The sequence below is a fragment of the Geothrix sp. 21YS21S-2 genome (assembly GCF_030846775.1).
Classification (GTDB): domain Bacteria; phylum Acidobacteriota; class Holophagae; order Holophagales; family Holophagaceae; genus Mesoterricola.
The window spans coordinates 159394-184952 of sequence record NZ_CP132910.1; the positions used below are offsets into that span (position 1 = coordinate 159394).

At 68.7% G+C, this 25559-nt stretch carries 22 protein-coding genes; 11 read left to right on the top strand and 11 right to left on the bottom strand.

Annotated features, from left to right (window positions below; genetic code table 11):
• Position 1 precedes the first annotated feature (1 nt).
• Complete coding sequence (nadC, locus tag RAH40_RS00730; RefSeq protein ID WP_306600128.1) at positions 2 to 841, top strand: carboxylating nicotinate-nucleotide diphosphorylase; 840 nt, start codon at positions 2 to 4, stop codon at positions 839 to 841.
• Here the strand turns inward: nadC and RAH40_RS00735 are convergent.
• Genes RAH40_RS00735 through RAH40_RS00755 form a run of 5 tightly spaced genes read right to left on the bottom strand, consistent with a single transcriptional unit; the run spans position 838 to position 4466 of the window.
• The gene (locus tag RAH40_RS00735) at positions 838 to 1215 is read right to left on the bottom strand and encodes a response regulator (protein WP_306600129.1); all 378 of its coding nucleotides are present in this window, start codon (positions 1213 to 1215) and stop codon (positions 838 to 840) included. The two genes, nadC and RAH40_RS00735, sit on opposite strands and share 4 nt — an antisense overlap.
• Positions 1212 to 2078 carry a protein-glutamate O-methyltransferase CheR gene (locus tag RAH40_RS00740; protein WP_306600130.1) on the bottom strand — a complete coding sequence of 289 codons (867 nt, stop codon included), beginning with the start codon at positions 2076 to 2078 and terminating at the stop codon, positions 1212 to 1214. Before RAH40_RS00740 ends, RAH40_RS00735 begins: the two co-directional genes overlap by 4 nt.
• A complete protein-coding gene (locus RAH40_RS00745) occupies positions 2075 to 3196 on the bottom strand; it encodes a chemotaxis response regulator protein-glutamate methylesterase (RefSeq protein WP_306600131.1) in 1122 nt (373 codons plus the stop codon). Before RAH40_RS00745 ends, RAH40_RS00740 begins: the two co-directional genes overlap by 4 nt.
• Positions 3197 to 3232: 36 nt before the next feature.
• The gene (locus RAH40_RS00750; RefSeq protein WP_306600132.1) at positions 3233 to 3613 is read right to left on the bottom strand and encodes a response regulator; all 381 of its coding nucleotides are present in this window, start codon (positions 3611 to 3613) and stop codon (positions 3233 to 3235) included.
• A gap of 4 nt (positions 3614 to 3617) precedes the next feature.
• Entirely contained in the window at positions 3618 to 4466 is an 849-nt protein-coding gene (locus RAH40_RS00755) for a protein-glutamate O-methyltransferase CheR (protein ID WP_306600133.1), read from the bottom strand.
• A 127-nt stretch (positions 4467 to 4593) separates the two neighbouring features.
• Between RAH40_RS00755 and RAH40_RS00760 the strand changes: the two genes are divergently transcribed.
• From RAH40_RS00760 to RAH40_RS00795, 8 genes are all read left to right on the top strand, one after another.
• Positions 4594 to 5208, top strand: coding sequence for a protein-glutamate O-methyltransferase CheR (locus tag RAH40_RS00760; protein ID WP_306600134.1), 615 nt, complete (start codon positions 4594 to 4596; stop codon positions 5206 to 5208).
• A gap of 2 nt (positions 5209 to 5210) precedes the next feature.
• Positions 5211 to 5828, top strand: a complete 618-nt coding sequence (locus RAH40_RS00765) for an MBL fold metallo-hydrolase (protein ID WP_306600135.1) — start codon at positions 5211 to 5213, stop codon at positions 5826 to 5828.
• A 4-nt stretch (positions 5829 to 5832) separates the two neighbouring features.
• Complete coding sequence (locus tag RAH40_RS00770) at positions 5833 to 6591, top strand: hypothetical protein (RefSeq protein ID WP_306600136.1); 759 nt, start codon at positions 5833 to 5835, stop codon at positions 6589 to 6591.
• Positions 6588 to 6914, top strand: coding sequence for a GNAT family N-acetyltransferase (locus RAH40_RS00775; RefSeq protein WP_306600137.1), 327 nt, complete (start codon positions 6588 to 6590; stop codon positions 6912 to 6914). Before RAH40_RS00770 ends, RAH40_RS00775 begins: the two co-directional genes overlap by 4 nt.
• 72 nt (positions 6915 to 6986) lie before the next feature.
• Positions 6987 to 8051 carry a UDP-3-O-(3-hydroxymyristoyl)glucosamine N-acyltransferase gene (gene lpxD, locus RAH40_RS00780; RefSeq protein ID WP_306600138.1) on the top strand — a complete coding sequence of 355 codons (1065 nt, stop codon included), beginning with the start codon at positions 6987 to 6989 and terminating at the stop codon, positions 8049 to 8051.
• A 106-nt stretch (positions 8052 to 8157) separates the two neighbouring features.
• Positions 8158 to 8493, top strand: coding sequence for a cytochrome c (locus RAH40_RS00785; RefSeq protein WP_306600139.1), 336 nt, complete (start codon positions 8158 to 8160; stop codon positions 8491 to 8493).
• A gap of 10 nt (positions 8494 to 8503) precedes the next feature.
• Complete coding sequence (locus RAH40_RS00790) at positions 8504 to 8968, top strand: DUF2231 domain-containing protein (protein WP_306600140.1); 465 nt, start codon at positions 8504 to 8506, stop codon at positions 8966 to 8968.
• Positions 8965 to 9741: a DUF5777 family beta-barrel protein gene (locus RAH40_RS00795; protein WP_306600141.1), complete on the top strand. Its 777-nt coding sequence runs from the start codon at positions 8965 to 8967 to the stop codon at positions 9739 to 9741. The genes RAH40_RS00790 and RAH40_RS00795 overlap by 4 nt, the downstream gene beginning before the upstream one ends.
• Here RAH40_RS00795 and RAH40_RS00800 read toward each other — a convergent pair.
• The 6 genes from RAH40_RS00800 to RAH40_RS00825 form a co-directional block, all read right to left on the bottom strand.
• The gene (locus RAH40_RS00800; RefSeq protein ID WP_306600142.1) at positions 9738 to 13679 is read right to left on the bottom strand and encodes a methyl-accepting chemotaxis protein; all 3942 of its coding nucleotides are present in this window, start codon (positions 13677 to 13679) and stop codon (positions 9738 to 9740) included. The two genes, RAH40_RS00795 and RAH40_RS00800, sit on opposite strands and share 4 nt — an antisense overlap.
• A gap of 61 nt (positions 13680 to 13740) precedes the next feature.
• On the bottom strand, positions 13741 to 14202 hold the full coding sequence (locus tag RAH40_RS00805; protein WP_306600143.1) for a chemotaxis protein CheW: 462 nt from the start codon (positions 14200 to 14202) through the stop codon (positions 13741 to 13743).
• Complete coding sequence (locus RAH40_RS00810) at positions 14199 to 16919, bottom strand: chemotaxis protein CheA (RefSeq protein ID WP_306600144.1); 2721 nt, start codon at positions 16917 to 16919, stop codon at positions 14199 to 14201. The genes RAH40_RS00805 and RAH40_RS00810 overlap by 4 nt, the downstream gene beginning before the upstream one ends.
• Positions 16920 to 17234 (bottom strand): STAS domain-containing protein, encoded by a 315-nt coding sequence (locus RAH40_RS00815; RefSeq protein ID WP_306600145.1) that lies wholly within the window; start codon positions 17232 to 17234, stop codon positions 16920 to 16922.
• 177 nt (positions 17235 to 17411) lie between these two features.
• Positions 17412 to 21185: a response regulator gene (locus RAH40_RS00820; protein ID WP_306600146.1), complete on the bottom strand. Its 3774-nt coding sequence runs from the start codon at positions 21183 to 21185 to the stop codon at positions 17412 to 17414.
• Between the two features lie 185 nt (positions 21186 to 21370).
• Positions 21371 to 22111, bottom strand: coding sequence for a response regulator (locus tag RAH40_RS00825; RefSeq protein ID WP_306600147.1), 741 nt, complete (start codon positions 22109 to 22111; stop codon positions 21371 to 21373).
• 116 nt (positions 22112 to 22227) lie between these two features.
• On the opposite strand from RAH40_RS00825, the gene priA reads away from it, so the two are divergent.
• Both priA and RAH40_RS00835 read left to right on the top strand, forming a co-directional pair.
• Positions 22228 to 24513, top strand: a complete 2286-nt coding sequence (gene priA / locus RAH40_RS00830) for a primosomal protein N' (RefSeq protein WP_306600148.1) — start codon at positions 22228 to 22230, stop codon at positions 24511 to 24513.
• A 29-nt stretch (positions 24514 to 24542) separates the two neighbouring features.
• Positions 24543 to 25511, top strand: a complete 969-nt coding sequence (locus RAH40_RS00835) for a DUF1573 domain-containing protein (RefSeq protein WP_306600149.1) — start codon at positions 24543 to 24545, stop codon at positions 25509 to 25511.
• The last annotated feature ends 48 nt before the right edge of the window (positions 25512 to 25559 follow it).

The window sequence follows — 25559 nt, forward strand, 5'->3', positions numbered from 1 at the left end:
CATGTTCAACCCCCCGCATCCCCTGACCTACGTCGACGCCGTCCGGGCCTTCCTGAGGGAGGACTGGGGCACCCAGGACTGGACCACGGCCTCGGTTCCGGACCGGCCCATGGAGGCGCGGGTGGTGGCCAAGGAACGGCTGGTCCTGGCGGGGCTGCCGGTGGCCGCGGAGGTCTTCCGGGCCGTGGATCCGGCGCTGAAGATCGTTCCCGGGGCCCAGGACGGCGACGCGGTGGAGCCCGGGGCCGTCGTGATGCGCATCGAGGGGTCCAGCCGGGCCATCCTCATGGCCGAGCGGGTGATGCTCAACCTCCTGCAGCGCCTGTCGGGCACGGCGACCCTCACGCGCGCCTTCGTGGACGCCGTGGCCGGCACCGGGGCCCGCATCCTGGACACCCGCAAGACCACGCCCGGCCTCAAGCTGCTGGAGAAGTACGCCGTGCGCTGCGGGGGCGGGTTCAACCACCGCCTCACCCTGGGGGACGGCGTCCTGCTCAAGGAGAACCACATCGCCGCAGCCGGGGGCATCCGCGGGGCCGTGGAGCAGGCCCGGAGCGCGGCCCCCAACCTCGTGCGCATCGAGGTGGAGGCCGAGACCCTGGAGCAGCTTGCCGAATGCCTCGCGACGCCCGGCGTGGACGGGGTGCTCCTGGACCACATGACCCTCGCGCAGATGGCCGAGGCCGTGATCCTGCGGGGCGGGAGCCGGGTCTTCCTGGAGGCCAGCGGGAACCTCGGCCTGGACCGGGCCCGGGCCGTGGCGGAGACGGGGGTGGACTTCCTGAGCGTGGGCGCCCTCACCCACAGCGCGCCGTCGGTGGACCTGAGCCTCAGGTTCTAGAACTCGTCCTCGCCCAGGGTGGCCGCGATCTTCGTCACCAGGTCGTCGTGCGTGAAGGGCTTGGTCACGTAGTTCGCGGCCCCCGCCTGCACCGCCTGGATGATGCGCGTGCGGTCGGAATCCGTGGTGACCATCATGACGGGGAGGTGCTTGAGGGACTCGTCGGCCTTGATGGTCTGCAGGCAGGTTATCCCGTCCATCTCCGGCATGTTGATGTCCATGATGACCAGGGCGATGTCGGCGTGGTCCCGGGCCAGGAGCTCCAGGGCCTCCACCCCGTTGGCGGCCTCGGCGAAGTCGTAGCCCAGCATGCCCACGACCCGGCCGATGATCCTTCTCATGGTCGTGGAATCGTCCACCGACAGGATCTTCATTTCTCGCCTCCAGGAATCGAGGGGTCGCACTGGTAGTAGAGCCCGCCGGCGTGGGTCCTGGGCAGGAGGTGGTCGGCGATGCCCCGGAGGGACTCGACCGCGCTGATCAGGAGGTGGCCGGAGGGGGCCAGGAGGCCGGCGATGCCGGCGAAGATTCGCCGCTTGAACTCGTCGGCGAAGTAGATGGTCACGTAGCGGCAGAAGACCACGTCGAAGGGGCCCAGGGGATCCATGGGATCCTGCAGGTTGAACTTCCGGAAGGTGACCAGGCGCTTGACCTCGTCGTTCACGACCCAGGACGCGTCCTCGGCATGGAAGTAGCGGTCCCTCATCTCGGGGGGAAGGCCGCGGCGCATGGCGTTCTCGTCGTAGCGGCCGGACCTTGCGAGGAAGAGGGCCGAAGGGGAGATGTCCGAGGCCAGGATCTCGAACTGGGCAGGGTTGACGCCGGGGTTGAGGCGGCAGAACTCGAGGATGGCCATCGCGATGGAATAGGGCTCCTGGCCCGTGGAGCAAGCCGCGGACCAGATGCGGATCCGGCCCCGGGCCTTCCGGAGGATCTCCTCCGCCAGGGGGGGCAGGAGCCTGTCCCGCAGGATCGCGAAGGGGTGGCCGTCCCGGAACCAGAGGGTCTCGTTGGTGGTCATCGCGTCGATGACCTCCTCCCGGAGCGCCGGGGAGGGGTCGTGCCTGGCCAGGCGGTAGAAGGTGCCGAAGTCGGGGCACCCGTGCTTGGCCAGGAGTCCGGTGAGGCGCGCCTCGATGAGGTACGCCTTCTCCTCGCCCAGGCAGATGCCGCAGTGCTCCTGGATGTAGTCCCGGAGCAGCCGGAACTCGGCGCTGGTGATTCCATCGGGACTCATGACGTTCTCCCGGCCCCCACGAGGCTGGAGATGCGGGAGGCCAGGAGGGGCAGGGGGACGCGCTCGTCGGAGAGCCCCGCCTCGTCCACCACCATGGGCATGCCGTAGACCACGCAGGTCTCCTCGGACTGGGTGAGGCAGTGGCAGCCGGCGCGCTTCATGGCGCGCACGCCTTCGCAGCCGTCGCTCCCCATGCCGGTCATGACCACGGCGAGGATGTTGCCGCCGTAGTGGGCGGCCATGGACCTGAAGAGCACGTCCACGGAGGGCCGGCAGCTGTTCTCCGGGGGGTTCTCGTTCAGGCCGATGATGGCCTGGTCCCCGTCCCTGGACCGGCGCAGGACCATGTGCTTGCCGCCGGGGGCGATGTAGACCTTGCCGGGGAGCACCGGCTCGCCTTCGACGGCCTCGTGGACGGGGACGCGGGAGTTCCGGTTCAGGTGCTCGGCCAGGGAGGCCGTGAAGAGCGGGGGCATGTGCTGCACGATGAGCACGGGCACGCGAAGGTTCGCCGGCAGGGCCGGGATCAGTTCGCCCAGGGCGTTGGGACCCCCGGTGGAGACGCCGATGCCCAGCACGTCGAACCGGGTTGGTCCCGGGGCGTGGCGGCGGGGCGGCGCCGGCGGAGGCGGTGGCGGCGCCGGAGGGGCGGGGATCCGGGGGTCCTCCCGGGCAGGGATCCCGGAGGCCGCGACGCGCAGGTTGGCGCGGGTCTGGACGTGGCGCACCAGGGGCCGGAGGATGTCCTTGAGCCCGGCCCGGCTGGCTTCGGCGTCGGCCCCCTCGGGCTTGCTCACGAACTCGAGCGCTCCCAGGGCCAGCGCCTCCACGGTGTAGGCGGCCGCGGCGGACGTGGTGCCGCTGATCATGATCACGCTCGTGGCGGGATGGAGCGACCGGATGAGGCGCAGCGTCTCGAGCCCGCTCATGTCCGGCATCTCCACGTCCAGGAGCACCAGGTCCGTTTCGCCCTGGTCCAGGCGGTTGAGGGCCAGCCGTCCGCTGGGGCAGGCGGCGACCTCGCAGTCGAGCTGGAAGGACTCCACGACCTCCGTGAGGATCCGGCGGTAGACCGCCGTATCGTCCACGATGAGGATCCTGAGCTTGGGAGAGGACATAGATCTCGATGGTAGTGGAATCCCCGGAGGGATGGTCTAGAAAAGGTCGCCCATGCAGGCGGCCATCTTGGCCGCCAGATCATCGGGCGTGAACGGCTTGACCAGGTAGTTGGCGGCGCCGCCCTGGATGAATTCCAGGATGCGTCCCCGCTCGGACTCGGTGGTGAGCATCATGACCGGGATGGACTGGAAGCGCGGGTCCTTCTTCATGGCGGCCAGGGTCTCCCCGCCGTCCATCTCGGGCATGTTCACGTCCAGCACCACCAGGGCGATGTCGGCGTGGTCCCGCTCCAGGACGGCCAGGGCCTCGCGGCCGTTGGCGGCCTCCACCATCTCCATGCCCAGGGTCGCCACGACGCGGCCCACGATGCGCCGGATGGTGGAGGAATCGTCGACGGAGAGGATCTTGCTGGGCATCGGGCTAGCCTTTCCGGCTGCGGTAGTAGGTGCCCGAGCCGTGGTAGATGGGTGCGAAGAGGTCTTCGGAGGTCTGGAGGTTCTCCACGGCGCTGGTGAAGAAGTAGCCGCCCTGGGCCGTGAGCCTGGAGATGCCCTCGAAGATCTGGCGCTTGAAGGCTTCGGAGAAGTAGATGGTGACGTAGCGGCAGAAGACGATGTCGAAGCGCCCCAGGGGATCCAGCGGGTCCTGGAGGTTGAACTTCTTGAGGGTGACCATCTTCTTCACGGCGTCGTCGACCACCCAGACCTGGCCCTCCTGCCGGAAGTACCGGGCCCGCAGTTCGTCGGGCATGCCCCGGCCCAGGGCCGCCGCGTCGTACCGCCCCGCCCGGGCGAGGAAGAGCGCCGAGGGGGAGATGTCCGAGGCCAGGATCTCGAACTGGTCCGGCCTCACTCCGGGATTGTTGCGGCAGAACTCCAGGATGGTGATGGCGATGGAATAGGGTTCCTGCCCGGTGGAACTGGCCGCGGACCAGATGCGGATGCGGAAGCGCAGGCCCGCGACGAGCGGCGCCGCGAGCTCGGGAAGGAGTACGGTCCGGAGGATCTCGAAGGGGTGGCCGTCCCTGAACCAGAGCGTCTCGTTCGTTGTCATGGCGTCCACGATCCTGTCGCGCATCGCGGTGCCGGTCTCGCTGGCGGCGCGCCGGTACAGCTCGCCGTAGTCCATGCACCCCGTCTCCATCAGGAGGCCCGCGAGGCGCGTCTCCACGAGGTAGGCCTTCTCCTCGCCGAGAACGATGCCGCAGTTCTTCTCGATGTACTCCCGCATGAGCCGGAAGTCGGAGGGCTGGATGGTCTCAGTGCCCATGCCTGGATCCTCGGAACGCCGGGCAGGGGTGGAGGCTGGTCATCATGGGTCCTTCCGCATGGCGAAATACATGGGATTACCTGTTCGGCGGGGGCGGGGGTCTTCTTGAGTATAGTAAGCTGGGAGCATGGCCTATACGTCCTTTTTCAGGGATACCGATGCCCTGAACGCCATCGGCGAGATCGTCATTCCGGCCGTCGCCCACTGGCGTTCGATCCGGGTCTGGGACGCGGGCTGCGCCACCGGGGAGGAGGCCTTCACGCTGGCCATCGTCTTCGCATCGAAGCTGAGGCCCTTTCCCTTCCGCAACCTGGACATCCTCGCCACCGACTACGAGGAGAGCAGCTTCCCGCAGTTCGGCGAGCAGATCCGGAGCGGCAGGTACAGCCGCAAGGACGTCTTCTGGGTGCCCCAGGAGCACCGGGACGCGTACTTCGAGGCCACCGCCGACCCCGAGGTGTACCAGGTGGCCACGGAGATCCGCGACCGGGTGCGCTACCTCCAGCACGACCTGCTCACGCTCGAGCCGCCGGAGACCGGGCAGGGCCTCATCGTCTGCAAGAACGTCATCATGCATTTCCAGCCCGACGACCAGGTGCGTGTGCTCGAGATGTTCCATGAATGTCTTGTGCCTGGGGGCTACCTGGCCATGGACGGGGCCCAGGAGCTTCCCCGGGCCCTCGCGGGCCGTTTCATCCAGGTGGAACCTGGCATCCCGCTGTTCCGGAAGCCCGGCGCCTGACCATGCGCGTCCTTCCCCTCCACCGGCCGGACAACGCCGACTATTCATGCATCTCGTACTGGGTGCTGGGGGAAAGCAACCTACCGGCCGATCGAAACACCCTCATCGACACCGGGAGCACCGATCCCGCCAACGTGGAGTATTTCCTGGGGGTGATGGCCAGGCAGCCCAAGGGGGTCGGAAAGCGAGCCGTGGAGCAGGTCGTGCTCACCCACGGCCATTTCGATCACTCGGGGGGCCTGCGGGGCATCGAGGACCAGTTCGCCCCGGACGTCTACGCCTGGCACCCCGCGGGCCGCGCCCCGCGCCCCATCCGGGACGGCATGCCCCTGACGGTGGGGGACCAGGCGGCGGTCCTCCTTCACACCCCGGGGCACTCGGAGGATTCCGTGTGCGTGTTCCTCCCCGCGACCGGAACGCTCTTCTCCGGGGACACCCTCTACCGCATCAGCGACCACCTCGGGTCCTATCCGCAGGCCTACCTGGACTCGCTGGAGCGCCTCTCCCGCCTGGACGTGCGCGCCGTCTATCCCGGCCACGGGAGCCCCATAACCCGGGACGCGTCGGACTTCATCCGGGCCTGCCTGGCCAACGTGTCGCACTCGCCGATCCAGGACTGAACCCATGAGGATCGTCTTCGACGAACGCTTCCGCGCCCCCGGGTACGCCGAGGACAACGCGGCCATGGCCGGGCGCATGGAGGCCGCCATGAGCGGGATCGCGGGCGTCTGGGAAGTGGTCGCCCCATCGCCGGCGACATGGGAGCAGCTGCGCCTGGGCCACGACGAGGACCATCTCCGCCGGGTCGCCGAGGACGGCCCCCGCTTCGCCATGGCCAGCCTGGCCGCGGGAGGGGCCATCCTGGCGGCGCGCCTGGCCCACGGCGGCGACCCGGCCTTCGCCTGCGTCCGCCCTCCGGGACACCACGCCTCGCCGGGCGAAGCCTGGGGCCACTGCACCTTCAGCAACGTGGCCCTGGCCCTGCTGGCCCTGCGGGCCGAACAGCGCATCGACTCGGCCTTCGTCCTGGACATCGACGCCCACACCGGGGACGGGACCCGCAACACCCTGGCCTCCTGGCCCGGGGCCGCGGTCTTCAACCCCTTCGCCGACGATGCCCGGGACTACCTGAAGGTGGTGGAGACCCGCCTGGCCGGCCTCGGACCCACGGGGATCCTCGCGGTGTCGGCCGGCTTCGACGCGTATCGCCTGGACGTGGGCCGCAAGCTCGACACGCCCGACTACGCGCGCCTGGGCGAACTGGTGCGGGAGGCCTCCCTGCGCCTGTGCCTCGGCCGGCGCTTCGCGGTGCTGGAGGGGGGCTACTACCTCCCGCACCTGGGCGCCAACGTGCTGGCCTTCTGCCGGGGGTTCGCCGGATGAACGCCCTCATCGACGAAGGCCTGGACCTGATCCAGCGCCCCCGCAGCCCCGACCTGGGGGACTACGACTGGTTCGACGTGGAGCTGGGGGGGACGCCGGTGGGCAAGTCCCGCTGCCGCATCGAAGCGGACCGCTTCACGGTGTTCTCGATCATGATCTACCCGGAATACGAGGGCCACGGGTACGCCCGGGCCGTCATCTCGCATTTCAAGACCCGGTACGGCCTGATCGTCGCCGACCGGGTCCGTTACACGGCCCGGGACTTCTGGCTCAAGATGGGGTTCGCGCCCGAAACCATCGACCGTTACACGTGGCGGAGATGAGCATCGTTAAACGAGGTCGCCCGGGTTACCATGGGTGAGTGCGGTCGATCAGGTCGTGCCGATGGGAGTCCCATGCAAATCGGATGCGATCAGCTTGTCGCGGGCTTCGCCCAGCTCTTCCCCAGGACCCTCGGGGACCTGGGCGTCACCCTGGAGCGGGCCGTGCCGCCGGAGCGCGCCGACGGGGCCAGCCTCGTGTTCGCCTCCGACGAGGGCATGCTCCTCACGGCCCTGGCCGCCGGGGCCGGCGCCATCGTCCTCCCCCTGAAGCTGGAAGGGCGCATCCCCGAAGGGGCCCGGGCCGCCTTCCTCTTCACCCGGAACGTCAAGCTCGCCATGGCCCTCGTGCTCCGGCGGCACTTCGACGCGTCCCGCGAGCCCTTCCGCCAGCAGCCCCCCGTGCATCCCGGCGCCTTCGTCTCGCCGGAGGCGGTGATCGGGAAGGGGGCCGTCATCCGCCCCGGGGCCTACGTGGGCGCCGGCGCGGTCATCGGGGAGGGGGCGCTCATCGGTCCGGGCTGCGTCATCGAGGAGGGCGCGCGGGTCGGGGCCGATTCCCTGCTGCACGCCATGGTGTTCCTGGGGCGCGGCTGCGAAGTCGGCGACCGCTGCGAGATCCACCCCAACACCACGGTGGGCAGCGACGGCTACGCCTACGCCCAGGACGACCAGGGGCATCACCACAAGGTCCCCCAGCTGGGCATCGTGGTGGTGGAGGACGACGTGGAGATCCAGGCCAACTGCGCCATCGACCGCGCCGCCTTCGACGTCACCCGCATCGGCCGGGGCACCAAGATCGACAACCTCTGCCACATCGCCCACAACTGCCAGATCGGCAAGCACGTCCTGCTCACCGGGGGGTTCTTCGTGGCGGGCTCCAGCACCGTGGGCGACCACTGCGTCACGGGCGGCCGGACCACCCTCACGGACCACGTGAACGTCTGCTCCGGCGTGCACCTGGGCGGTCTCAGCGCCGTCACCAAGGACATCACCGAGCCCGGAGCCTATGGGGGCTACCCCTTGCAGCCCATGAGGAAATTCCTCCGCACCACCAGCTCGCTGCCGCACCTGCCCGAACTGCGGCGGCGTCTGGCGGAGCTGGAGCGGGCGGCGCTGGCCCAGGGCTCCTTGGCCTGATTCCGGACTGGAGGGGTCGGTATTTCGGGACCGGATCTGTGCGGCCTGCGGGGAGGACGGATGCTTGCCTGGGAGCCGTTCCTCCCCTTGCCCCTCCAGGTGTCCCATGCCCATCCTCCTGCCGCTCCTGCTCCTCGCAGCGCCACCGCGCACCGAAGCCGAACTGCGCGAGGTTTTCGTACGGACCTGCGCGGCCTGCCACGGCCGGGACGGCTCAGGGGTCTCTCCGGAGGGCCTCCGGCTGAAGGGGCGCAACTTCACCTCGGCCGTGGAAATGGAGGGCGTGACGGATGCGGAGATGACCTCCGTCATCCGGAAGGGCCTGCTTTTCGGCCTGAAGATGCCGTCCTACAAGGACCAGTTCACGGAGGAGGAGATCGCGACCCTGGTGCGCATCGTCCGCGGCGCGCGCAAGGGCCGGGACGTGGCGGCCAGGCCGTGAAGGTGCCCCCATGCCCCCCTTCAACCACCTGCATCCGCTCATCGTCCATTTCCCCATCGCCCTGCTGATGTTCGCCCCGGCGCTGGTGGTGCTGGGCCTGGCCTGGCCCGCCCAGCGCAGGGGGATCCACCTGGCGGCGTTGATGGATCTGGCCGCGGGGGTCCTGTCCGGGCTGGCGGCCCTGGTCACCGGCGAGGCGGCCTCCTCCCTGGCCCAGCGGACCCCTGCGCTGCGACTGGCCCTGGCCGCCCACGAACACTACGCCCAGCTCACGGTTGCGGGCTTCGCCGTGCTCACCGCGGCCTTCGCCCTCCTCTGGTTCCTGCCCGGAGCCCTTGGCCGGGCGAGGCTGAACTTCCTGCTGGGCCTGTGGCTGGTCCTATGCGCAGCCTGGCTCACGATGCTGATCCAGACGGGGCGTCTGGGCGGCCTGATGGTCCACGAGCTGGGCACCCATTCCGAGGAGAGACCATGAACGTCCGCGCATCCGCCCTGTGCCTGCTGGCCACGGCCCTCCTGGCCCAGGAGTCGGAAATCCCCCTCGGGCTGAACCTGCCCAACGCCGACCGGCTCCGGGACTGGGACCTCGGGATCCGGTTCACCCACCGGTTCCTGGAGCCCGCCCGGGGCGCGGGGAAGGACCTCTACGGCCTGGACGGCGGCACCTATCCGGGCCTTGGCCTGGACGTCGGGATCCGGGCCGTGCCCGGCCTGAACGCGCAGCTCTACCGGACCTCCGACAACAAGACCGTCACCCTGGCCCTGCAGGAGCAGCTGCTGGACGGGCCCAGCCTCCGTCTGGCAGCCAGGGTGGAGCGGTTCGACGAGACCGTGAAGCAGGTCCGGCTGCCCCTGGGCACCATCGGCATCTCCGGGGCCGCCCTCCAGCTCCCGGCGGAATTCCGCCGGGGCCCCGTGACCCTGCTGGTGGTGCCCACCTGGCTGACGCGCACGTCGTCGTCGGACCGGGCCCTGTTCACGTTCGGCGCGGGCCTGCGGTGGCAGATCGCGCCCAGCCATCAGGTCCTGGCCGAATACTACCCGCGCCCCTCCCGGCTCGACGCCGCCACGTACTCCGCGGGCGGCAGCCTCGGCTACCGCTTCGGCACTCGCAAGCACCGGTTCACCCTGCTGGCCACCACCGCCAACGGCACCACCACCCACCAGGTGCTCGGGGGCGACTACGGCGGAGGGCCCAGAGGCGTGAACCGCTGGGCCCTCGGCTTCAACCTGGTGCGCGTCTTCTAGAGCTTGAACCGGGAGACGTTCTGCTGGAGCTTCTCGGCCAGCCTGGCGAGTTCCTTCGAGGCGTTGTTGGTGTCGCCGGCGCCCCGCGTGGTGTCCTTGGCCGCGGTGCTGACGTGGGCCACGTTGCGGGAGACGTCGTTCATGCCCTTCGAGGCCTCACCGGCGTTCTTCGCCACATCCCCGGCGCCCTGGGCGAGCTGGTTGATGTTGCGGGAGATGTCGGTGACGCCCTTGACGGCCTCCTGGACGTTGCGGCTGACCTCGTTGGTGCCGGTGGCGGCCTGCTGGACGTTGCGGGCCACTTCGGCCGCGCCCCGGGCGGCGTAGCCGACGTTCTTGGAGATCTCGTTGGTGGTGGCGGTCTGCTCCTCCACCGACGCGGCGATGTTGGCCGAGATGGCGTTGATCTCGCCGATGATCTGCACGATGTCGTCGATGGCCTTGACGGCCTGCTGCGTGTTGCCCTGCATGTCCTCCACCTGGGCGCGGATCTCCTCGGTGGCGCCCGCGGTCTGCTTGGCGAGCTCCTTCACCTCGTTGGCCACCACGGCGAAGCCCTTGCCGGCCTCGCCGGCGCTGGCGGCCTCGATGGTCGCGTTCAGGGCCAGGAGGTTGGTCTGGGCGGCGATGCCCTTGATCATGTCCACCACCTTGCCGATCTCCTGGGCGCTGCGTCCGAGCTTGTTCACGGTCTCTGCCGTGTTCGCCGCGCTCTTGGAGGCCTTGCCGGCCACGGTGGCGGCCTGGCCCGAGTTCTTGGAGACCTCGTTCAGGCTGACGCTCATCTCCTCGATGGCCGTGGCCACCGTGTTCACCGAACCCGTCATCTGCTCCGTGGAGGCCGCGATGGTCTTCATGTTCGAGGACATCTGCTCCACGGCCGCGCCCACGGTGCGCAGGTTGGCGGTGACCTGCTCCGAGGCCGAGGCCACGGTGTTCGCGTTGGCGCTCATCTCCTCGACGCCCGCCGCCATGTTCTTCACGTTGGCGGAGGCCTGCTCCGTCCCCGCGGCGGCGGTATTGGCCTGCATGGTCATCTGCTCAGCGCTGCTGGTCATGGTGGCCGAGGTGGCGGTGAGCTCGTCGGCGCTGGAGGCCAGGGTGTTGGAGGCGCTGCTGATGTCGGTGAGGGCCTGGGCGAGCTTGGAGGCGCTGTTGTTCACGGCGTTGCGCAGGTTCTGGAGGTCCCCCTTGTAGTCGGCGGTGATGCGCGCCGTGAGGTCCCCCTGCTCCATGGCGCCCATGACCCGCTGCACTTCGTTGATGGGGTTGATCACCGCGTCCAGGGTGTCGTTGACGCCCTGCACGATCTTGCGGAAATCGCCCTGGTGGCGGGTGGCGTCGGCGCGGGTGGCCAGCTTGCCTTCGGTGGCGGCCTTGGCCAGCATGGCGGCGTCGGCCACCATGGAGTTGACCGCGTCCACGCAGGTGTTCAGGTTGTTCTTGATCTCGTTGAAGTCGCCGTTGTACTTGTCGGTGATCTTGGGCGGGATGTCGCCCTTGGAGATGCGGTCCACGTAGCCCGCCGAGACGTTGAGGGGCACGATGACCGCGTCCAGGGTCTTGTTGACCCCGTCCACCAGCTGGAACCAGCCGCCCACGAACTTGGTGGCCGTGGCTCGAGTCGCCAGGCGCCCGCCGATGGCGGCCTGCACGAGGCCGTCGGTCTCGGCGAGGAGGTCCGACATCATGGCCACCATGTTGTTCAGGTTGCCCTTGATGACGTTGTACTGGCCCTTGTACTCCGTGGTGATGACGGGCGGGATGACGCCCTTGGAGACCTTGTCCACGTAGTCGGCGGTGACGTTGAGCGGGTTCACGATGTTGGTGATGGTGTCGTTGACGCCCGAGACCAGCTGGTTCCAGCCGCCCACGAACTTGGAGGCGTCGGCGCGGGTGTCGAGCTGGCCGTCCGCGGCGGCCCGGATGATCTTGTCGGTCTCCTTGAGGAGCTCGGACATCATCGTGACCATGGCGTTCAGGTTCACCTTGATGACGTTGTACTGGCCCTTGTACTCGGTGGTGATGACCGGCGGGATGATGCCCTTGCTGCACTTCTCCACGTAGTCGGCGGTGACGTTGAGCGGATTGACGATGTTGGTGATGGTGTCGTTGACGCCCGAGACCAGCTGGTTCCAGCCGCCCACGAACTTGGAGGCGTCGGCGCGGGTGTCGAGCTGGCCGTCCGCGGCGGCCCGGATGATCTTGTCGGTCTCCTTGAGGAGCTCGGACATCATCGTGACCATGGCGTTCAGGTTCACCTTGATGACGTTGTACTGGCCCTTGTACTCGGTGGTGATGACCGGCGGGATGATGCCCTTGCTGCACTTCTCCACGTAGTCGGCGGTGACGTTGAGCGGATTGACGATGTTGGTGATGGTGTCGTTGACGCCCGAGACCAGCTGGTTCCAGCCGCCCACGAACTTGGAGGCATCGGCTCGGGTGTCGAGCTGACCGTCCGCGGCGGCCTTGATGATCTTGTCCGTCTCGGAGAGCAGGTCGCTCATCATGACGACCATCTTGTTCAGGTTGCCCTTGATGACGTTGAAATCGCCGTTGTAGTTGTCGGTGATCACGGGCGGGATGATGCCCTTGGCGCACTTGTCCACATAATCGGCGGTGACGTTGAGGGGTCCGATGACGGCGTCGAGGGTGTCGTTGACGCCCTGGACGATCTTGCGGAAGTCGCCCTGGTGCTTGGTGGCGTCGGCGCGGGTGGCGAGCTTGCCGTCCACGGCGGCCTTGCCGAGCATGACCGCGTCGGCGACCAGCGCGTTCACGGCGTCCACGCAGGTGTTGAGGTTGTTCTTGATCTCGTTGAAGTCGCCGTTGTACTTGTCGGTGATCTTGGGGGGGATGTCGCCCTTGGAGATGCGATCCACATAGCCGGCGGAGACGTTGAGGGGGCCGATGACGGCGTCGAGGGTGTCGTTGACGCCCTGCACGATCCGGCGGTAGTCGCCCTGGTGGCGCGTGGCGTCGGCTCGGGTGGCCAGCTTGCCCTCGAGCGCGGCCTTGTTGAGCATGGCGGCGTCCTCGACCATGGCGAGCAGGTTCGCGCGCACGGTCTTGAGGGCCGGGTTGATCTCGTCCTGGGCGTCCGTTGCGGTCCAGTCGCGGGTCAGGTCGCCCTTGGCGATCTCGGCGAGCCCGCCGACCACCCCCTGGAGGTTGTCGGCGAAGCCGTCCATGGCGCGGGCCAGCTCCCCGATCTCGTCCTTGCGCTCCATCTTCAGGCGCTTGCCGAGGTGCCCCTTGGACATCTCGTTCATCATGTCCACGCCCAGGGCCATGGGCCGGGTGATGGACCGGGCGATGACGATGCCCAGGAGCACGCCCAGGATGGCGGCGAACACCATCAGGATCTCCATGGCATGGATGGCCGAAGAGGCCTGCTCGGTGTTGTGGTCGGAGGTCTGCTTGGCGAGATCCATCTTCGTCTTCATGAGCTCTGCCGAAGCCGCGTTCAGGTCCTGCACGATCTTGTAGTTGCTCTTGTAGAGCATGTCTTCCGCCTGGGCCTTCTTGCCGGCCCGGAGGAGCGCGAAGTAGGTGTTGTTGGATTCGGTGGAGCTCTTCTTGATCTCGAGGTATTTCTTGAAGGCGACCCTGCCCACCTCGGAGACCAGCGTCTTCTCGTAGGCGTCCTCGGCCTTGGCGGCCTGCTGCTCGAGTTCCTGGTACCGGGTCTGGAACCGGTCCAGATCACCCGAGAGGTAGGCGTCGCGCATGTTCACGCGCATGCGCTGGTTGGACTGCATGATGTCGCCCAGGATGCCGACGGGGACGAGCATCTTCTGGTAGAGCATCTCGTCCGAATCATCGGCGTTCTTCAGCTTGATCGCGCCGAAGGTGCCCACCAGGACGGTTATGAGGGCCGTGATCAGGAACGAGGCGATGAGCTTGGGGCCCATCTTGATGTTGTCGAGGAATTGCATGGGGATCTCCTGGCGTGGGTTCGTGCGTGGCAGTGGAACGGATCCTGGGAGGAGGAGGGTCTTAGCCGCTGGAAAGGAGTTCCTGGACGTTGAGCAGCACCAGCAGTCCCGCGTCGGTCTTCAGGACCCCGGAGAGGAAGCGCTCCTCCGCGTCGGTGAGGTTGGCGGGGGGCGCCTCGGCCAGGGCGGCCTCGGCCTCCACCACGTCGCCGATGGCGTCCACCAGGAGGCCCATGAGGTCGGAGGTGCCGCCCTGGGAGTGGCCGTTGACCTGGATGGTGTTGGCGGCGTGCTTGAGGATGACGATGTGGCTGGAGTCCCGGATGGGCGCGGGCTCGTGGCCCAGCCGCACCGACAGGTCGAGGATGGTGACGATCTGGCCCCGCAGGTTGATGAGGCCCCGGATGTGGGTGTCAGCGCGGGGCACGGCGGTGATGTTGAAGACCCGGATGATCTCCCGGACCCCGAGGATGTCCAGGCCGAACAGGCGCTCTCCGACGCGGAAGGTGGCGAACTGGCTCATGCGGCGTCACCTCCCATGAGGCCCGCGGCCCGGAGCAGGTTCACCGGGTCCAGGAAGAGGGTCAGGTGGTTCTGGACGACCGCGGAACCCAGGAGGCCCGGGCCCTCGAACTCGACCTTCTTGAGCTCGACCTCGACGTCCAGCGCGTCCAGGATCTCGGAGATGAGGATGCCCGCCGGGGGCCGGGCCGTGGAGTTCTGGCCGGGGATCTTGGGGATGACCAGGAAGAGCTCCTCCAGGTCCTTCGCCAGCGGCCGCACCTCCAGGTGCTGGTCCAGGCGCAGGAGGGGCAGGCCCTCTCCGCGGTATTCGATGTACTCGCGCTCCCCGATGAGCTCGATCTTGCTCCGGAGGATCCGCTCCAGCCGGAGCACGTGGTCCTGGGGCACGGCGAACCGCTCTCCCCTGGCCCCCTCGAAGAGGATGACGGACCGGCGGCGGGAGGCCTTGAGGGCCGCGTTGCGCTTCTCCTCCTCGGCCCGGCGCAGCTCCTCGGCCTGGAGGTCGGAGAAGTGGAGCAGGGCGGCGGTGGAGAGGCCGCCGGCGTCCAGGATCATGATCACGCGGCCGTCGCCCAGGATGGTGGCCCCGGAGAAGCACTTGGTGCCCTGGATGAAGCTGGACAGAGGCTTGACGACGATCTCCTCGATGTCGTAGAGCTCGTCGACGATGACGCCGTACTGGTTCTTGCCCACCCGCAGCACGATGATGTTGTGGTCGCTGCGCCAATCGGCCCTGCGGTCACCTTCCCGGGTGAAGGCCTCGGCATCCTCGGCGGACGCTTCTGCGCGGCGGTCGGCGATGGAGGTGCGGCGGTCCGGGAGCTCCTCGCCGGTCGCCGGATGGGTGAACACCCGCTGGATGCCCAGCACGTCCGCGAGGCGCACCAGGGGCAGGAGCTTGTCCCGCAGGCGGAGGACGAGGGCGCCCTGCACCTGCTCGATGCGCTGGACCACTTCGGAGGCCTTGACCCACACGAACTCGACGACGTTGACCTGCGGGATGGCGAAGCGGTGGTCGGCGACCCCCACGATCATGGAAGGGATGATCGCGAGCGTCAGCGGCAGGCGCAACCGGACGGTGGTGCCCATGCCCACCTCCGTCTCCACCTCCACGTGGCCGCCCAGCTTCTCGACGTTGGTGCGGACCACGTCCATGCCCACGCCCCGGCCGGAGATGTCCGACACGGTCTCGGCCGTGGAGAAGCCCGGCGCGAAGACCAGGTGGACGATCTCCCGCTCCGTCATCTCGGCGGCCTGGGCCTTGGTGACCAGGCCCTTGGCCAGGGCCTTCTCCAGGACCTTCTTCGAATCGATGCCCCGGCCGTCGTCGTGGACGGCGATGTTGATCTGGCCGCCCTCGTGGAAGGCGTGGAGGTGGATGGCCCCGGTGGGGTTCTTCTTGGCCTTCTTGCGCTCCGCCGGGCCCTCGATGGCGTGGTCGGCGCAGTTGCGGATGATATGGGTGAGGGGGTCCACCAGCATCTCGACGATGGACTTGTCCAGCTCCACCTCGGCGCCCTCGATATGCACCTCGATCTGCTTGCCGAGCTGCCGGCTCATGTCCCGGATGATGCGGGGGAAGCGGCTGAAGACCGTCCCGATGGGCTGCATGCGCGTCTGCATGATGCCTTCCTGCATCTCGGTGGTCACCTGGTTCACGTTCTGCAGGATCGCGCCCAGGCCGGGGATCTCGCCCTTGTACTCGGAGATGGCGCGCACCAGCTGGTTGCGGCCCAGCACCAGCTCGCCGGCGAGGTTCATGAGGTTCGTGAGCAGGTCGACGCGGACGCGGAGGGTCTCGTTGCCGCCTTCCTTGGCCGCGGGCCCCCGGGCCTCGGGCTTGTCCTCGGGGACGGCCTCGGCCTCGGGCTGGGCCTCCTCCACGGGGGGCGGCGGGGGCGGGGGGGGAGCGGCCTCGGAGGGCTTGGCCGCCTTGGTCTTGGCCTTGAGCATCTCCTTGAGGGCCTTGACCTCCAGCACCTTGACCTGCTCCACGGGGAGCTTCAGGGCCAGGGCGGCCAGATCCGGTTCCAGGACGCTGGCGAAGAGGAGGGTCACGGGCAGGTCCTGCTCCAGGCAGTGCTCCAGGTCCGCGATGACCTCGATGTCGATGAAGGCGTCCAGGCAGGTGCCCACCGACATGGCGTTGTTGAGGAACTGCAGGGGGGCCAGGCCCTGGTCCTTGATGTCATGGTGAAGGTAGGCGATGGCCCGGTAGAGGTTCATGCCCCGGCGCAGGGCGGAGCGGACCCCCTCGGCGTCCAGGTCGAAGTCCCGCTTGGTGCCCTTCTCCCGCCCCTTGACCGTCTCGGACAGGTTCACGCCCTGGCCGCTGAGGATGGCCTCCAGGCCGGCGAGCTCCTTGGCGTAGGGAACGCTGTCGCTGGCGTGGATGTCGTCGAGCATGGCCCGCAGCCGGTCCACGCCCGTGAACAGGCTGTCCATGAGCTCGGGGGTGGGATGGAGCTTGCCGTCCCGCACGAGCATCAGCACGCTCTCCATGGCGTGGCTGAGGCGCTTGAGGGCCTCGAAGGCGAAGAATCCCGCGCCGCCCTTGAGGCTGTGGATGGCCCGGAAGACCCGGTTGATGACCTCCTGGGAGACCTTGGATCCCAGGTCTTCCATGGCCAGGAGGTCGGGCTCGATGGTGCTGAGGTGCTCCCTGCTCTCGGCCACGAAATCGGCGATGATGCTTTCATCAGCCAGGCTGGCCATCTATCTCTCCTTGATGGGGAACAGCTTGGGGAGGCTGAACAGCTTGAACACGCGCATCAGGTCCGCGTTGGCCCCCTCCACCCGGAAACCGATCTTCCGCTGCTGGCAGGTCTTGAACAGGCCGAGGATGAGGGTGATGCCCAGGGAGTCCACGACCTCCGACTCGGAAAGGTCCAGGACCGCCTCCGTGCAGGGGGCCGCCAGCGCCTCCATGGCGGCCTTGCGCCGGGCTTCCACGGTGCTGGCCACCAGGTTCCCGCCGGAGGGGATCCTGAGGGTGCTGGAATCGGTGGGGCTGGGGTTGTTCGCTGGCATCTCGATCCTCCGGTTCATGGGGCTGGTTGAAATGGAAAAGGGGGCCCAACCCACGGCATCCCTGAAGGTCCGTGAAATTGCGCCCCCAACTTGCAGGTCCTGGCCCCGCCCGTCAAGACAGTCCGCACCGAATGGGCGGTTGAAATCGAAGTCAGTATCGGACGGTGGCCGGACATGTCAATCGATAAAAGAGGGTTGGTTCTGGCGGAAATCCATGGTGAGCTCCCCGCCGACCATCGCGACCCGGGTGGCGAAGAACTGGATGAGCGGGATCCCGCGCCCCCGCTCCGAGGAGGCGGTGTCCGGGGGCCTATGGGCGGCCAGGTCGAACCCCTGGCCCTCGTCCACGACCGCGATCCGGAAGCCGTCTCCCGGGAACCGGTGGGCCCAGAGCTGGACGAAGGGGGCGCCTTCGCCGGGGGAGCCGTGGAGGACGGCGTTGGAAAGGGCCTCCCGCACGGCCAGGAGCGTGTCGTAGCGATCCTGGGCGCCCGGGGCGGCGGTCCAGCCCCGGCTGTCCAGGAAGGCCTCCAGGGCGGCGCAGGCGCCGTCGATGGCCTGGAGGTCGGCGGGCAGGTCCAGGGTCAGGTGGTCGGGGTCGGGGGGCAGGGGGGGCTGTTCCAGGGCCACCACGAGCAGGTCGTCGCCGAAGTTGCCCCCGGCGTGCGCCCGGGCCGCCTCGGAAACCAGGTTGATGGCCTGGAAGATGTCGGTGCCCCGCAGGTTCTCCCAGATGGGCCCGGCGAGTTCGAGGAAGGCCTGCTTCTCGGCCGAGGGGGCGTCGAAGAAGCCGTCGCTGCCCAGGAGCAGCCGGTCCCCGGGGGCGAGGACCACCACCTTCTCCTCCACGATGGGTTCGTCCAGGATGCCCAGGGGGGCCCCGTTGATGGCGATGGGCCGCGTCGCGCCGCGGGTGGCCCGGTGCCACAGGGCGTGGGGGATGCCGGCGTTCAGGAGGTGGAGGCGCCCGGTGCCCGGGTTCCAGTGTCCGAACAGGCCGCAGATGGGCACCTCCGAGAAGGGACCGGCCTGGATGGCCCGGTTCAGCTTGAAGGCCAGGGCCCGGAGGTCCAGGTCGGAGGCGAGGAAGTTGGTGAGCATGCCCAGGTAGGCCGCCACCGCGTAGGAGCTGATGACCGAATGCCCCGCCACGTCGGCGATGGCGAAAAAGATCGAGCCGTCCTCCCTGCGGAAGGCCCTGAACACGTCGCCGCCCGCGTCGGTGAGGGGTTCCGAGATGGAGTAGATGGGCATGTCCTTCTCGGGGATGGCCTCCATGGCGCGCTGGGCCATGCGCACGGCCTGGGCGGTCTCGTGGCTGCGCATGAACTTCACCCGCGTGGCCTGGTCCGCGCAGAGGCGCTCCACGGTCGAGACGAGCATCGCCGACTCGAAGGGCTTGGTGAGGAATTCGTTCACGTGCAGGTGGAGGGCCTCCTTGACGGATTCGGTGTCGTCGGAGGAGGAGAGCATCAGGATGGGGATGGAGGCGTCCAGCTTGCGGACCCTGCCCGAGAGCCGCAGCCCGTCCAGCCTGGGCATGACGATGTCCGTGACGAGGATGGAGTAGCGCCCGGGGTTCTTCTCCATGGCCTCCCAGGCCTCCTGGCCGTCCCGGGCCTCGTCCACCACGTAGCCGGCCTTCACCAGCCAGCTGCGCAGCAGGCTCCTCGTGGTCTGGCTGTCCTCGGCGAGAAGGATGACCGAGGCCCCTTCGGGCCGCGGCTCCGCGGCCTGGTCCTGCCGCGAGCGCGCCGCGGGACGCAGGTTCATGACCTTCCGGATGGCCTTGGCCATGTCCAGGATGGTCACCGGCTTGAGGAGCACCTGGGCGAAGGGCGTGGACATGCCCTCCAGCGGCATGGGGTCCTGGAAGGCGCCGGTGATGAGGATGGCGGGCATGTCCGGGCGGATCTTCCGGATCTGCTGGGTGAGTTCCACGCCCGACATGTGGGGCATGGAGAGGTCGGTGACCAGGAGGTCGAAGTCCTGGGGGTGGTGGCTGACCTCCTCCAGGGCCTCCTGGCTGTCGGAGCGGGAGGTGACGCGGTAGCCCAGCATCTGCAGGCCCTGCTTGCCCAGGGCGCTGAGCACCTCCTCGTCGTCCACGAAGAGGATGCGTTCGTGGCCCGTGGGCTCCTCGGGGACCGGTTCGAGGGACGCGGGCGCCTCGGGGATGCTGCAGGGGAGGACCACCTGGAAGACGCTGCCCTGGCCCGGCTCGCTGCGCACGGAGATGGACCCGCCGTGGGCGTCCACGATGCCGTGGACGACGGACAGGCCCAGGCCCTTGCCCTCGGTTCGCTCCTTGGTGGTGAAGAAGGGCTCGAAGATCCGCTCCATGACGGCCGGCTCCATGCCGCAGCCGGAGTCCTTCACGGTGAGGACGGCCGACGTGCCCGATCGGTCCTCCAGGCTGAACTCCAGGGTGCCGCCGGCGGGGAGCATGGCCTGCAGGGCGTTGATGGACAGGTTCATGACGATCTGGTGGATCTGGCTGGCGTTGCCCGTGGTCCAGAGGCCGGGCGCGAGGGTCGAGCGCACCTGCACCGTGGCGGGGAACGTGGACCGCACGAGGTGGATGGCCTCCTTCACCACCTGGGAGAGGTCGAGGGGCGCGGACTTCTCCTCGCTGTTGCGGCTGAACGCGAGTATCTGCCGGTTGAGCTCGCTGGCCCTCATCACGGCCTGGTAGATCACCTGGAGCTTGAGGCGGATGGGGCTGTCGGCGGCCAGCTGCCATTCGATGAGCTCGGTGGCGCTGAGGATTGCGGTGAGCAGGTTGTTGAAGTCGTGGGAGACGCCTCCGGCCACTTCCGCCAGGGCCTTCATCTTCTCCATCTGCCGAAGGCTGCGCTCGGTGTCGGCCTCGCTGGTCACGTCGTGCACGATGCCCACCCGGGAGGTGGGCGTCCCGGAGGCGTCCCGCACCGGGGCCAGCGTGCATTCCAGGATCTGGGAGCTGCCGTCCGCGGGCTGCCCGGGGAAGCGCCCCTGCCAGGCGGAGCCCGCGTCCTCCAGGGGGAGGCCCGGCAGGACCCTGGCCACGGGCTGCCCCAGGGTCCCGCCGGGAGCGGCGCCCAGAATGCGCTCCAGGGCGGGGTTGGCGTAGAGGAGGGTCCCCTGCAGGTCGGCGATGAAGATCCCCTCGGTGATCTGCTCCACGGCCGTGGCCAGCCTCTCCTTGGTCGTCTCCAGGGCGAGGGTCGCGGTGACGTCGTTGAACAGCACCGCGAAGTGGCCCGGCTGGGGGCAGAAGGCGATGCCGGCGAAGGTCCGTCCCCGCAAGCTCCGGTAGTCGTCGACCGCAAGCGGTTGACCGGACAGGGCCACGTTCCCGAATTTCCGGATCCAGGTGCGGGAGAGCCCGGGGACGAGTTCCAGGGCCGTGCGCCCGACCACTTCCGAGGCCCTGATGCCCGTGAGCCGCTCGTAGGCCGGGTTCAGCTTGACGAAGCGGAAATCCACGGGCTGCCCCTGGTCGTCGAAGATCACCTCGTGGAGGCCGTAGGCCTCGTCCATCAGGTCCTCGAGGAGGCCGGTGTCAGCGGCTGGGAGGTCGGGCGAGCCCAGGCTCCGGCGGGGCGTGTTGGCGAGTTCCCGCTTGACCGCCTGGGGCAGCCTGGCCAGCCGGCCCATGGAGATGAAGTCCCGTGCGCCCAGGCGCAAGGCCCGGCTCACCAGGTCCTCGTCGCCCGAATTGGCGATGACGATGCAGGGCAGGGCCGGGGCGAGGGCCTGCACGTCCGAAAGCACCTTGGTGTAGGAAAGGCCCGGCAGGGCGTGCTGGCACAGGATCAGGTCCCAGGTCCCGCGGTCCAGGGCCGCGCGGAGATCCTGGGAGGAGGCGACCCGCTCGCTGGCGAACTCGAGGCCGGCCTCCCGGAGGGGGCGCAGGACCAGCTGCGCCTGGGCCTCGGAATTCTCGACGAGGAGGATTTTCACGTGCATGGGGGATCCCGGATCTCAAGGCGTCAAGAGGAAGCACGACCCGGCAGCCAGAAAAACGGTAGCTCCAGGTGGGCGCCTTCAACTTGCAGGACTGGATCCTGCCCGCCAAGACGGGTGTCCCCAAGGGACGGATTGAACAGGCCAATTATCGGAAGACCGTTCAAATTGTCAAGAACCAGATGCCGCTAGACCGTTCCCTCGAGCAATGCCGAGAACTTCTTGCGCAGCTCCCCGAGTTCCTTTGATTTGAAGGCGCTCTTGGTGTGTTCCAGGGTCTCCACGCCCGAGCGGATGGTCTCCTGGTATAGCCCGAGCCTGGGGCATTCGCGGATGCCGCACACCCCCTGGCCCGGGTTCGCCTGGAGGGCCAGATCCAGCAACTGCTTGAGTTCGAGGGTCGAGGAGGCTAGGTTCCCGAGCACCAGGCCCACCAGGCCGCTGAGGGGCATGACCCCCATGGAGGCGGGGGCCGAGCGGATGTCGGCCTCGATGGCCTTCATCTCGTTGGCCCAGGACTGGAGGCGGATGGAGGACTCCAGGGCGAGCGCCTGAACCTTCCTCAGGCGCACCCCGGTCTGGATGTGCATCACGAGTTCCTGGGTATCCACCGGCTTGACCAGGTAGGCCAGGACGGCGTTGCCCATGGCCTCCAGGGCGGTGTCCATGGACGGGTGGCCGGTCATGAGCACCACCGGCAGGCCGGCGTTCAGGGCCGGGATCTGGCGCATGAGGTCCAGGACCGGGGGGCCCGGCATCTGGATGTCCGACACCAGGACATCGTACCGGCAGGCCTCCAGCCTCTCCCTCGCCTCCGTGGCGCTGGACGCGCAGTCCACGGTGAACCCATGGAGGGTGAGGAGCTGGGCGATGGTCCGGAGGTACGCTTCCTCGTCGTCGGCAATGAGGAGATGGCCTTTGGTTTCCATGGAGGACCTTGGGAATTCGGGGGATGGGGGGAGTTATGCGGTTATGCAGTTTAACCGCCTCCGGGGGTGTCCGGGGATTCCTTTGCGGGGCCCCGGCCGCGCTATCATCGCCCTGCATGGATTCCCTGATCCCCACCCGCATCGAGCTCGCCAGGCCCCTCCCCCCGCTCACGTACCTCGCTCCCGCCGGACTCCAGCCCGGAATGCGGGTGGAAGTGCGCCTGCGCGCGGGCCGGACCCTGGGCGTGGTGCTGGGTCCGGACCCGGCCCCGCCGGCCGTGAAGCTCAAGCCCGTGGACACGGTCCTGGACCCCTTCCCGCTCCTGCCGCCCCGGCTGTGGGAGCTGCTGGACTTCGCCGGGCGCTACTACGGCTGCGGACTGGCGCACCTGCTGCCCCTTTGCCTGCCCCACGCGGTGGTGGCCGACTGGGAGACGCCCCTTCCTTCCGGGATCCGGCTCTGCGACCTGCGGGAGGCGGGGGACTGGGCGGGCCTGGCGGAGGCCGGAGCCGCGTGGCAGGCCGGGACCCTGGACCTGCCCACCCTCTTCCACCGCCGGGGCCTGCGGGGCGCGGGCGTCACGGAGGTGCGGCGCACCGCCGCGCCCAACCCGCCCCGGGTGACCCCCTCCCAGGCCAAGGTCCTCCTGGCCCTGGAGGGCGCCGGGGGCGCCATGCTGGAAGCCCCGCTCCTGGAGGCCTGCGCCGTGGGCCCGGCCGTGGTGGCCAACCTCGTCAAGCAGGGGGTGCTGGAGCGGGTGAAGCGCCTGGACCTCATGAGCCAGCGCCGGGAGGAGGGCGCGGACCGCACCGTCGTCCTGAACGAGGAGCAGCGGCGGGCCGTGGCCGCCGTGGACCTGGACGCCTTCTCCGGCACCCTCCTCTACGGCATCACGGGCAGCGGCAAGACCGAGGTCTACCTGGAACTGGCCGGCAAGGTGCTGGCGCGGGGCAGGCGGGTCCTGTGGCTGGTGCCGGAGATCGGGCTGACGCCGCGGCTCCTGGCGAGGCTGGAGGCCCGTTTCCCGGGGAAGGTGGCCGTGGGCCACGCGGGCCTGAACGCCACCGAAAAGCAGGCCGACGTGCTGCGCCTGCTCCAGGACGAGGCGCCGCTTTTCGTGGGGGTGCGCAACGCCGTGCTGGCGCCCCTGAAGGACATCGGCCTGGTGATCGTGGACGAGGAGCAGGAGGGCTCGTACAAGAGCGAGGAGCATCCCCGCATCAACGCCCGGGACCTCGCGGTCAAGCGCGCCCAGCTCGAGGGGTGCCCCGTGGTCCTGGGCAGCGCCACCCCGTCCCTGGAGAGCTGGCACGCGGCCCAGAACGGCCGGTACAACCTGCTTCGCCTCATGGAGCGGCCCGCGGGGGTGACCCTGCCCACGGTGAAGGTGGTGGACCTGCGGGAATGCTACAAGGAGGAGCGCAGGAAGGTGGTGTTCTCGCCCATGCTGCTCAAGGGCATGCGGGAGGCGCTGGCCCTGGGCCAGCAGTGCATGCTCCTCCTCAACCGCCGGGGCTTCGAGAACTTCTGGATGTGCCGGGCCTGCGGGAAGACCTTCGACTGCCCCCACTGCGCGCTGAGCCTCACCTACCACAAGGGCGCCTTCCGCCTCCGTTGCCACCTCTGCGGCTATGAAACGGCCCCTCCGGAGGTCTGCATCCACTGCGGGGCCGAGCACCTGCGCGGCGTGGGCGAGGGCACCGAGCAGATCGAGGACCAGCTGCGGCTCCTGTTCCCGGAGGCCCGCATCCTGCGCCTGGACCGCGACACCACCACCCGGCGGGGCTCCCTGGAGGCCGGCCTCCTGGCGGCGGAGTCGGGCGAGGTGGACATCCTCGTGGGCACCCAGATGCTGGCCAAGGGCCACACCTTCCCCAAGCTGACCCTGGTGGGCATCCTCAATGCGGACCTGGGCCTCAAGATCCCCGACTTCAGGGCCGCCGAGCGCACCTTCCAGCTCCTCACCCAGGTGGCGGGCAGGGCGGGGCGGGCCGAGCTCAGCGGGCGGGTCCTCCTGCAGACCTACAGCCCCGACCACCCCGCCATCGTCCACGCCGTGGCCCAGAACTTCGAAGCCTTCGCCGCCGAGGAGCTGCCCTACCGGGAGGCCCTGGGCTATCCCCCCTACGCCGCCATGAGCCTCTACCGCAGCGAGGGCGACAGCCCCCGGGAGGCCCTGGAGCCGCTGCGCAGGCTGCGGGCGCGCCTGGAGACGGTCCCGGGCCTGCGCATCCTGGGCCCCCTGGAGTCGCCCATCCCCAAGGTGAAGGACCGCTACCGCATGCAGCTCATCCTCAAGGCGGCGGCCCGGGGCCCCCTGGGGGAGGCCATGCGCGCCGCGCCGCTGGAGCCGGGGGGGCCCGTGACGCTGGACCGGGATCCCCTCAATTTCGGCGTCTAGGCTAGAATCTGGGGGTCGAAGGGATTTCCATGCGGCCTGCCCTGATCGCGGTGTTGATGCCGGCGCTTTGTTTTGCCCAGGCCCCGCCCCGGATGGTTCTGGACACGCTTCGTCACGATTTCGGGAAGGTGGAAAGGGAGAGCACCAGCCGGTTCCGGTTCAAGGTGACCAATGCGGGTGGCGGCCCGCTTCGGATCCTGGGCGTCAAGCCGTCCTGCGGGTGCACGTCCACGGTCGTCGGCAAGGAAATCCTTCTGCCGGGGGAGTCCACGGAACTGGAAGTCGCCTTCATGGCCGCGGGGCTCCGGGGCGAGGTCACGAAATTTGTCGAGATCCACTCGGATGACCCGGCGAATCCGATCCAGACGCTCACGCTCAAGGCGGAAGTCCGGATGGACGTCCTCATCGGTCAGGACATTGTGTTCTTCCAGGACCTGAAGGCGAAGGATCGGCGGAAGGCCGTGGTCAAGCTTGAGTCGGCCACCGGGCAGCCCATCCGGATCGACGATGTCCAGCTTTCGCCCGCGCCCTGGCTGGGAGTGGCCACCCGGGAGAGCGGCACCGCGGCATTCCTGGACCTGGTCCTGGTGGCGGACCGCCTGCCCTCGGAGAAGTTCTCCGGGACGGATTTCATCGACCTCCACCTGTCCAACCCCCGGGAATCGGTCATCACGGTGCGGGTCAACTGGGACCGGCGGATGCCGATCCTTGCCTCCCCGGCCCGGGTGGCATTGGCGGGCAAGGCCGGCCTGGAACTGTACGGACGAATGGTGGTGAAGCACCGGCAAGGGAAGCCCTTCCGCGTGCTCTCTGCCCGCACGACCAGTTCGCTCCTTTCTGTGCCCACCCTGCCAGGGGGGGCTGCCCCCAGCCACGCGATCAAGGTCGTGCTGTCGGGAGCGGCCTCGCCAGGGACCTATGACGAGAAGGTGATCCTGGGGCTTGATGACCCATCCCAGCGGTTCCTCGAGGTCCGGGTGACCGCGGCCGTGGATTGAACGGCCGGCCCCCGCGGCCACCTTGCGGTGGCGGCGGGGGCGCCGTCA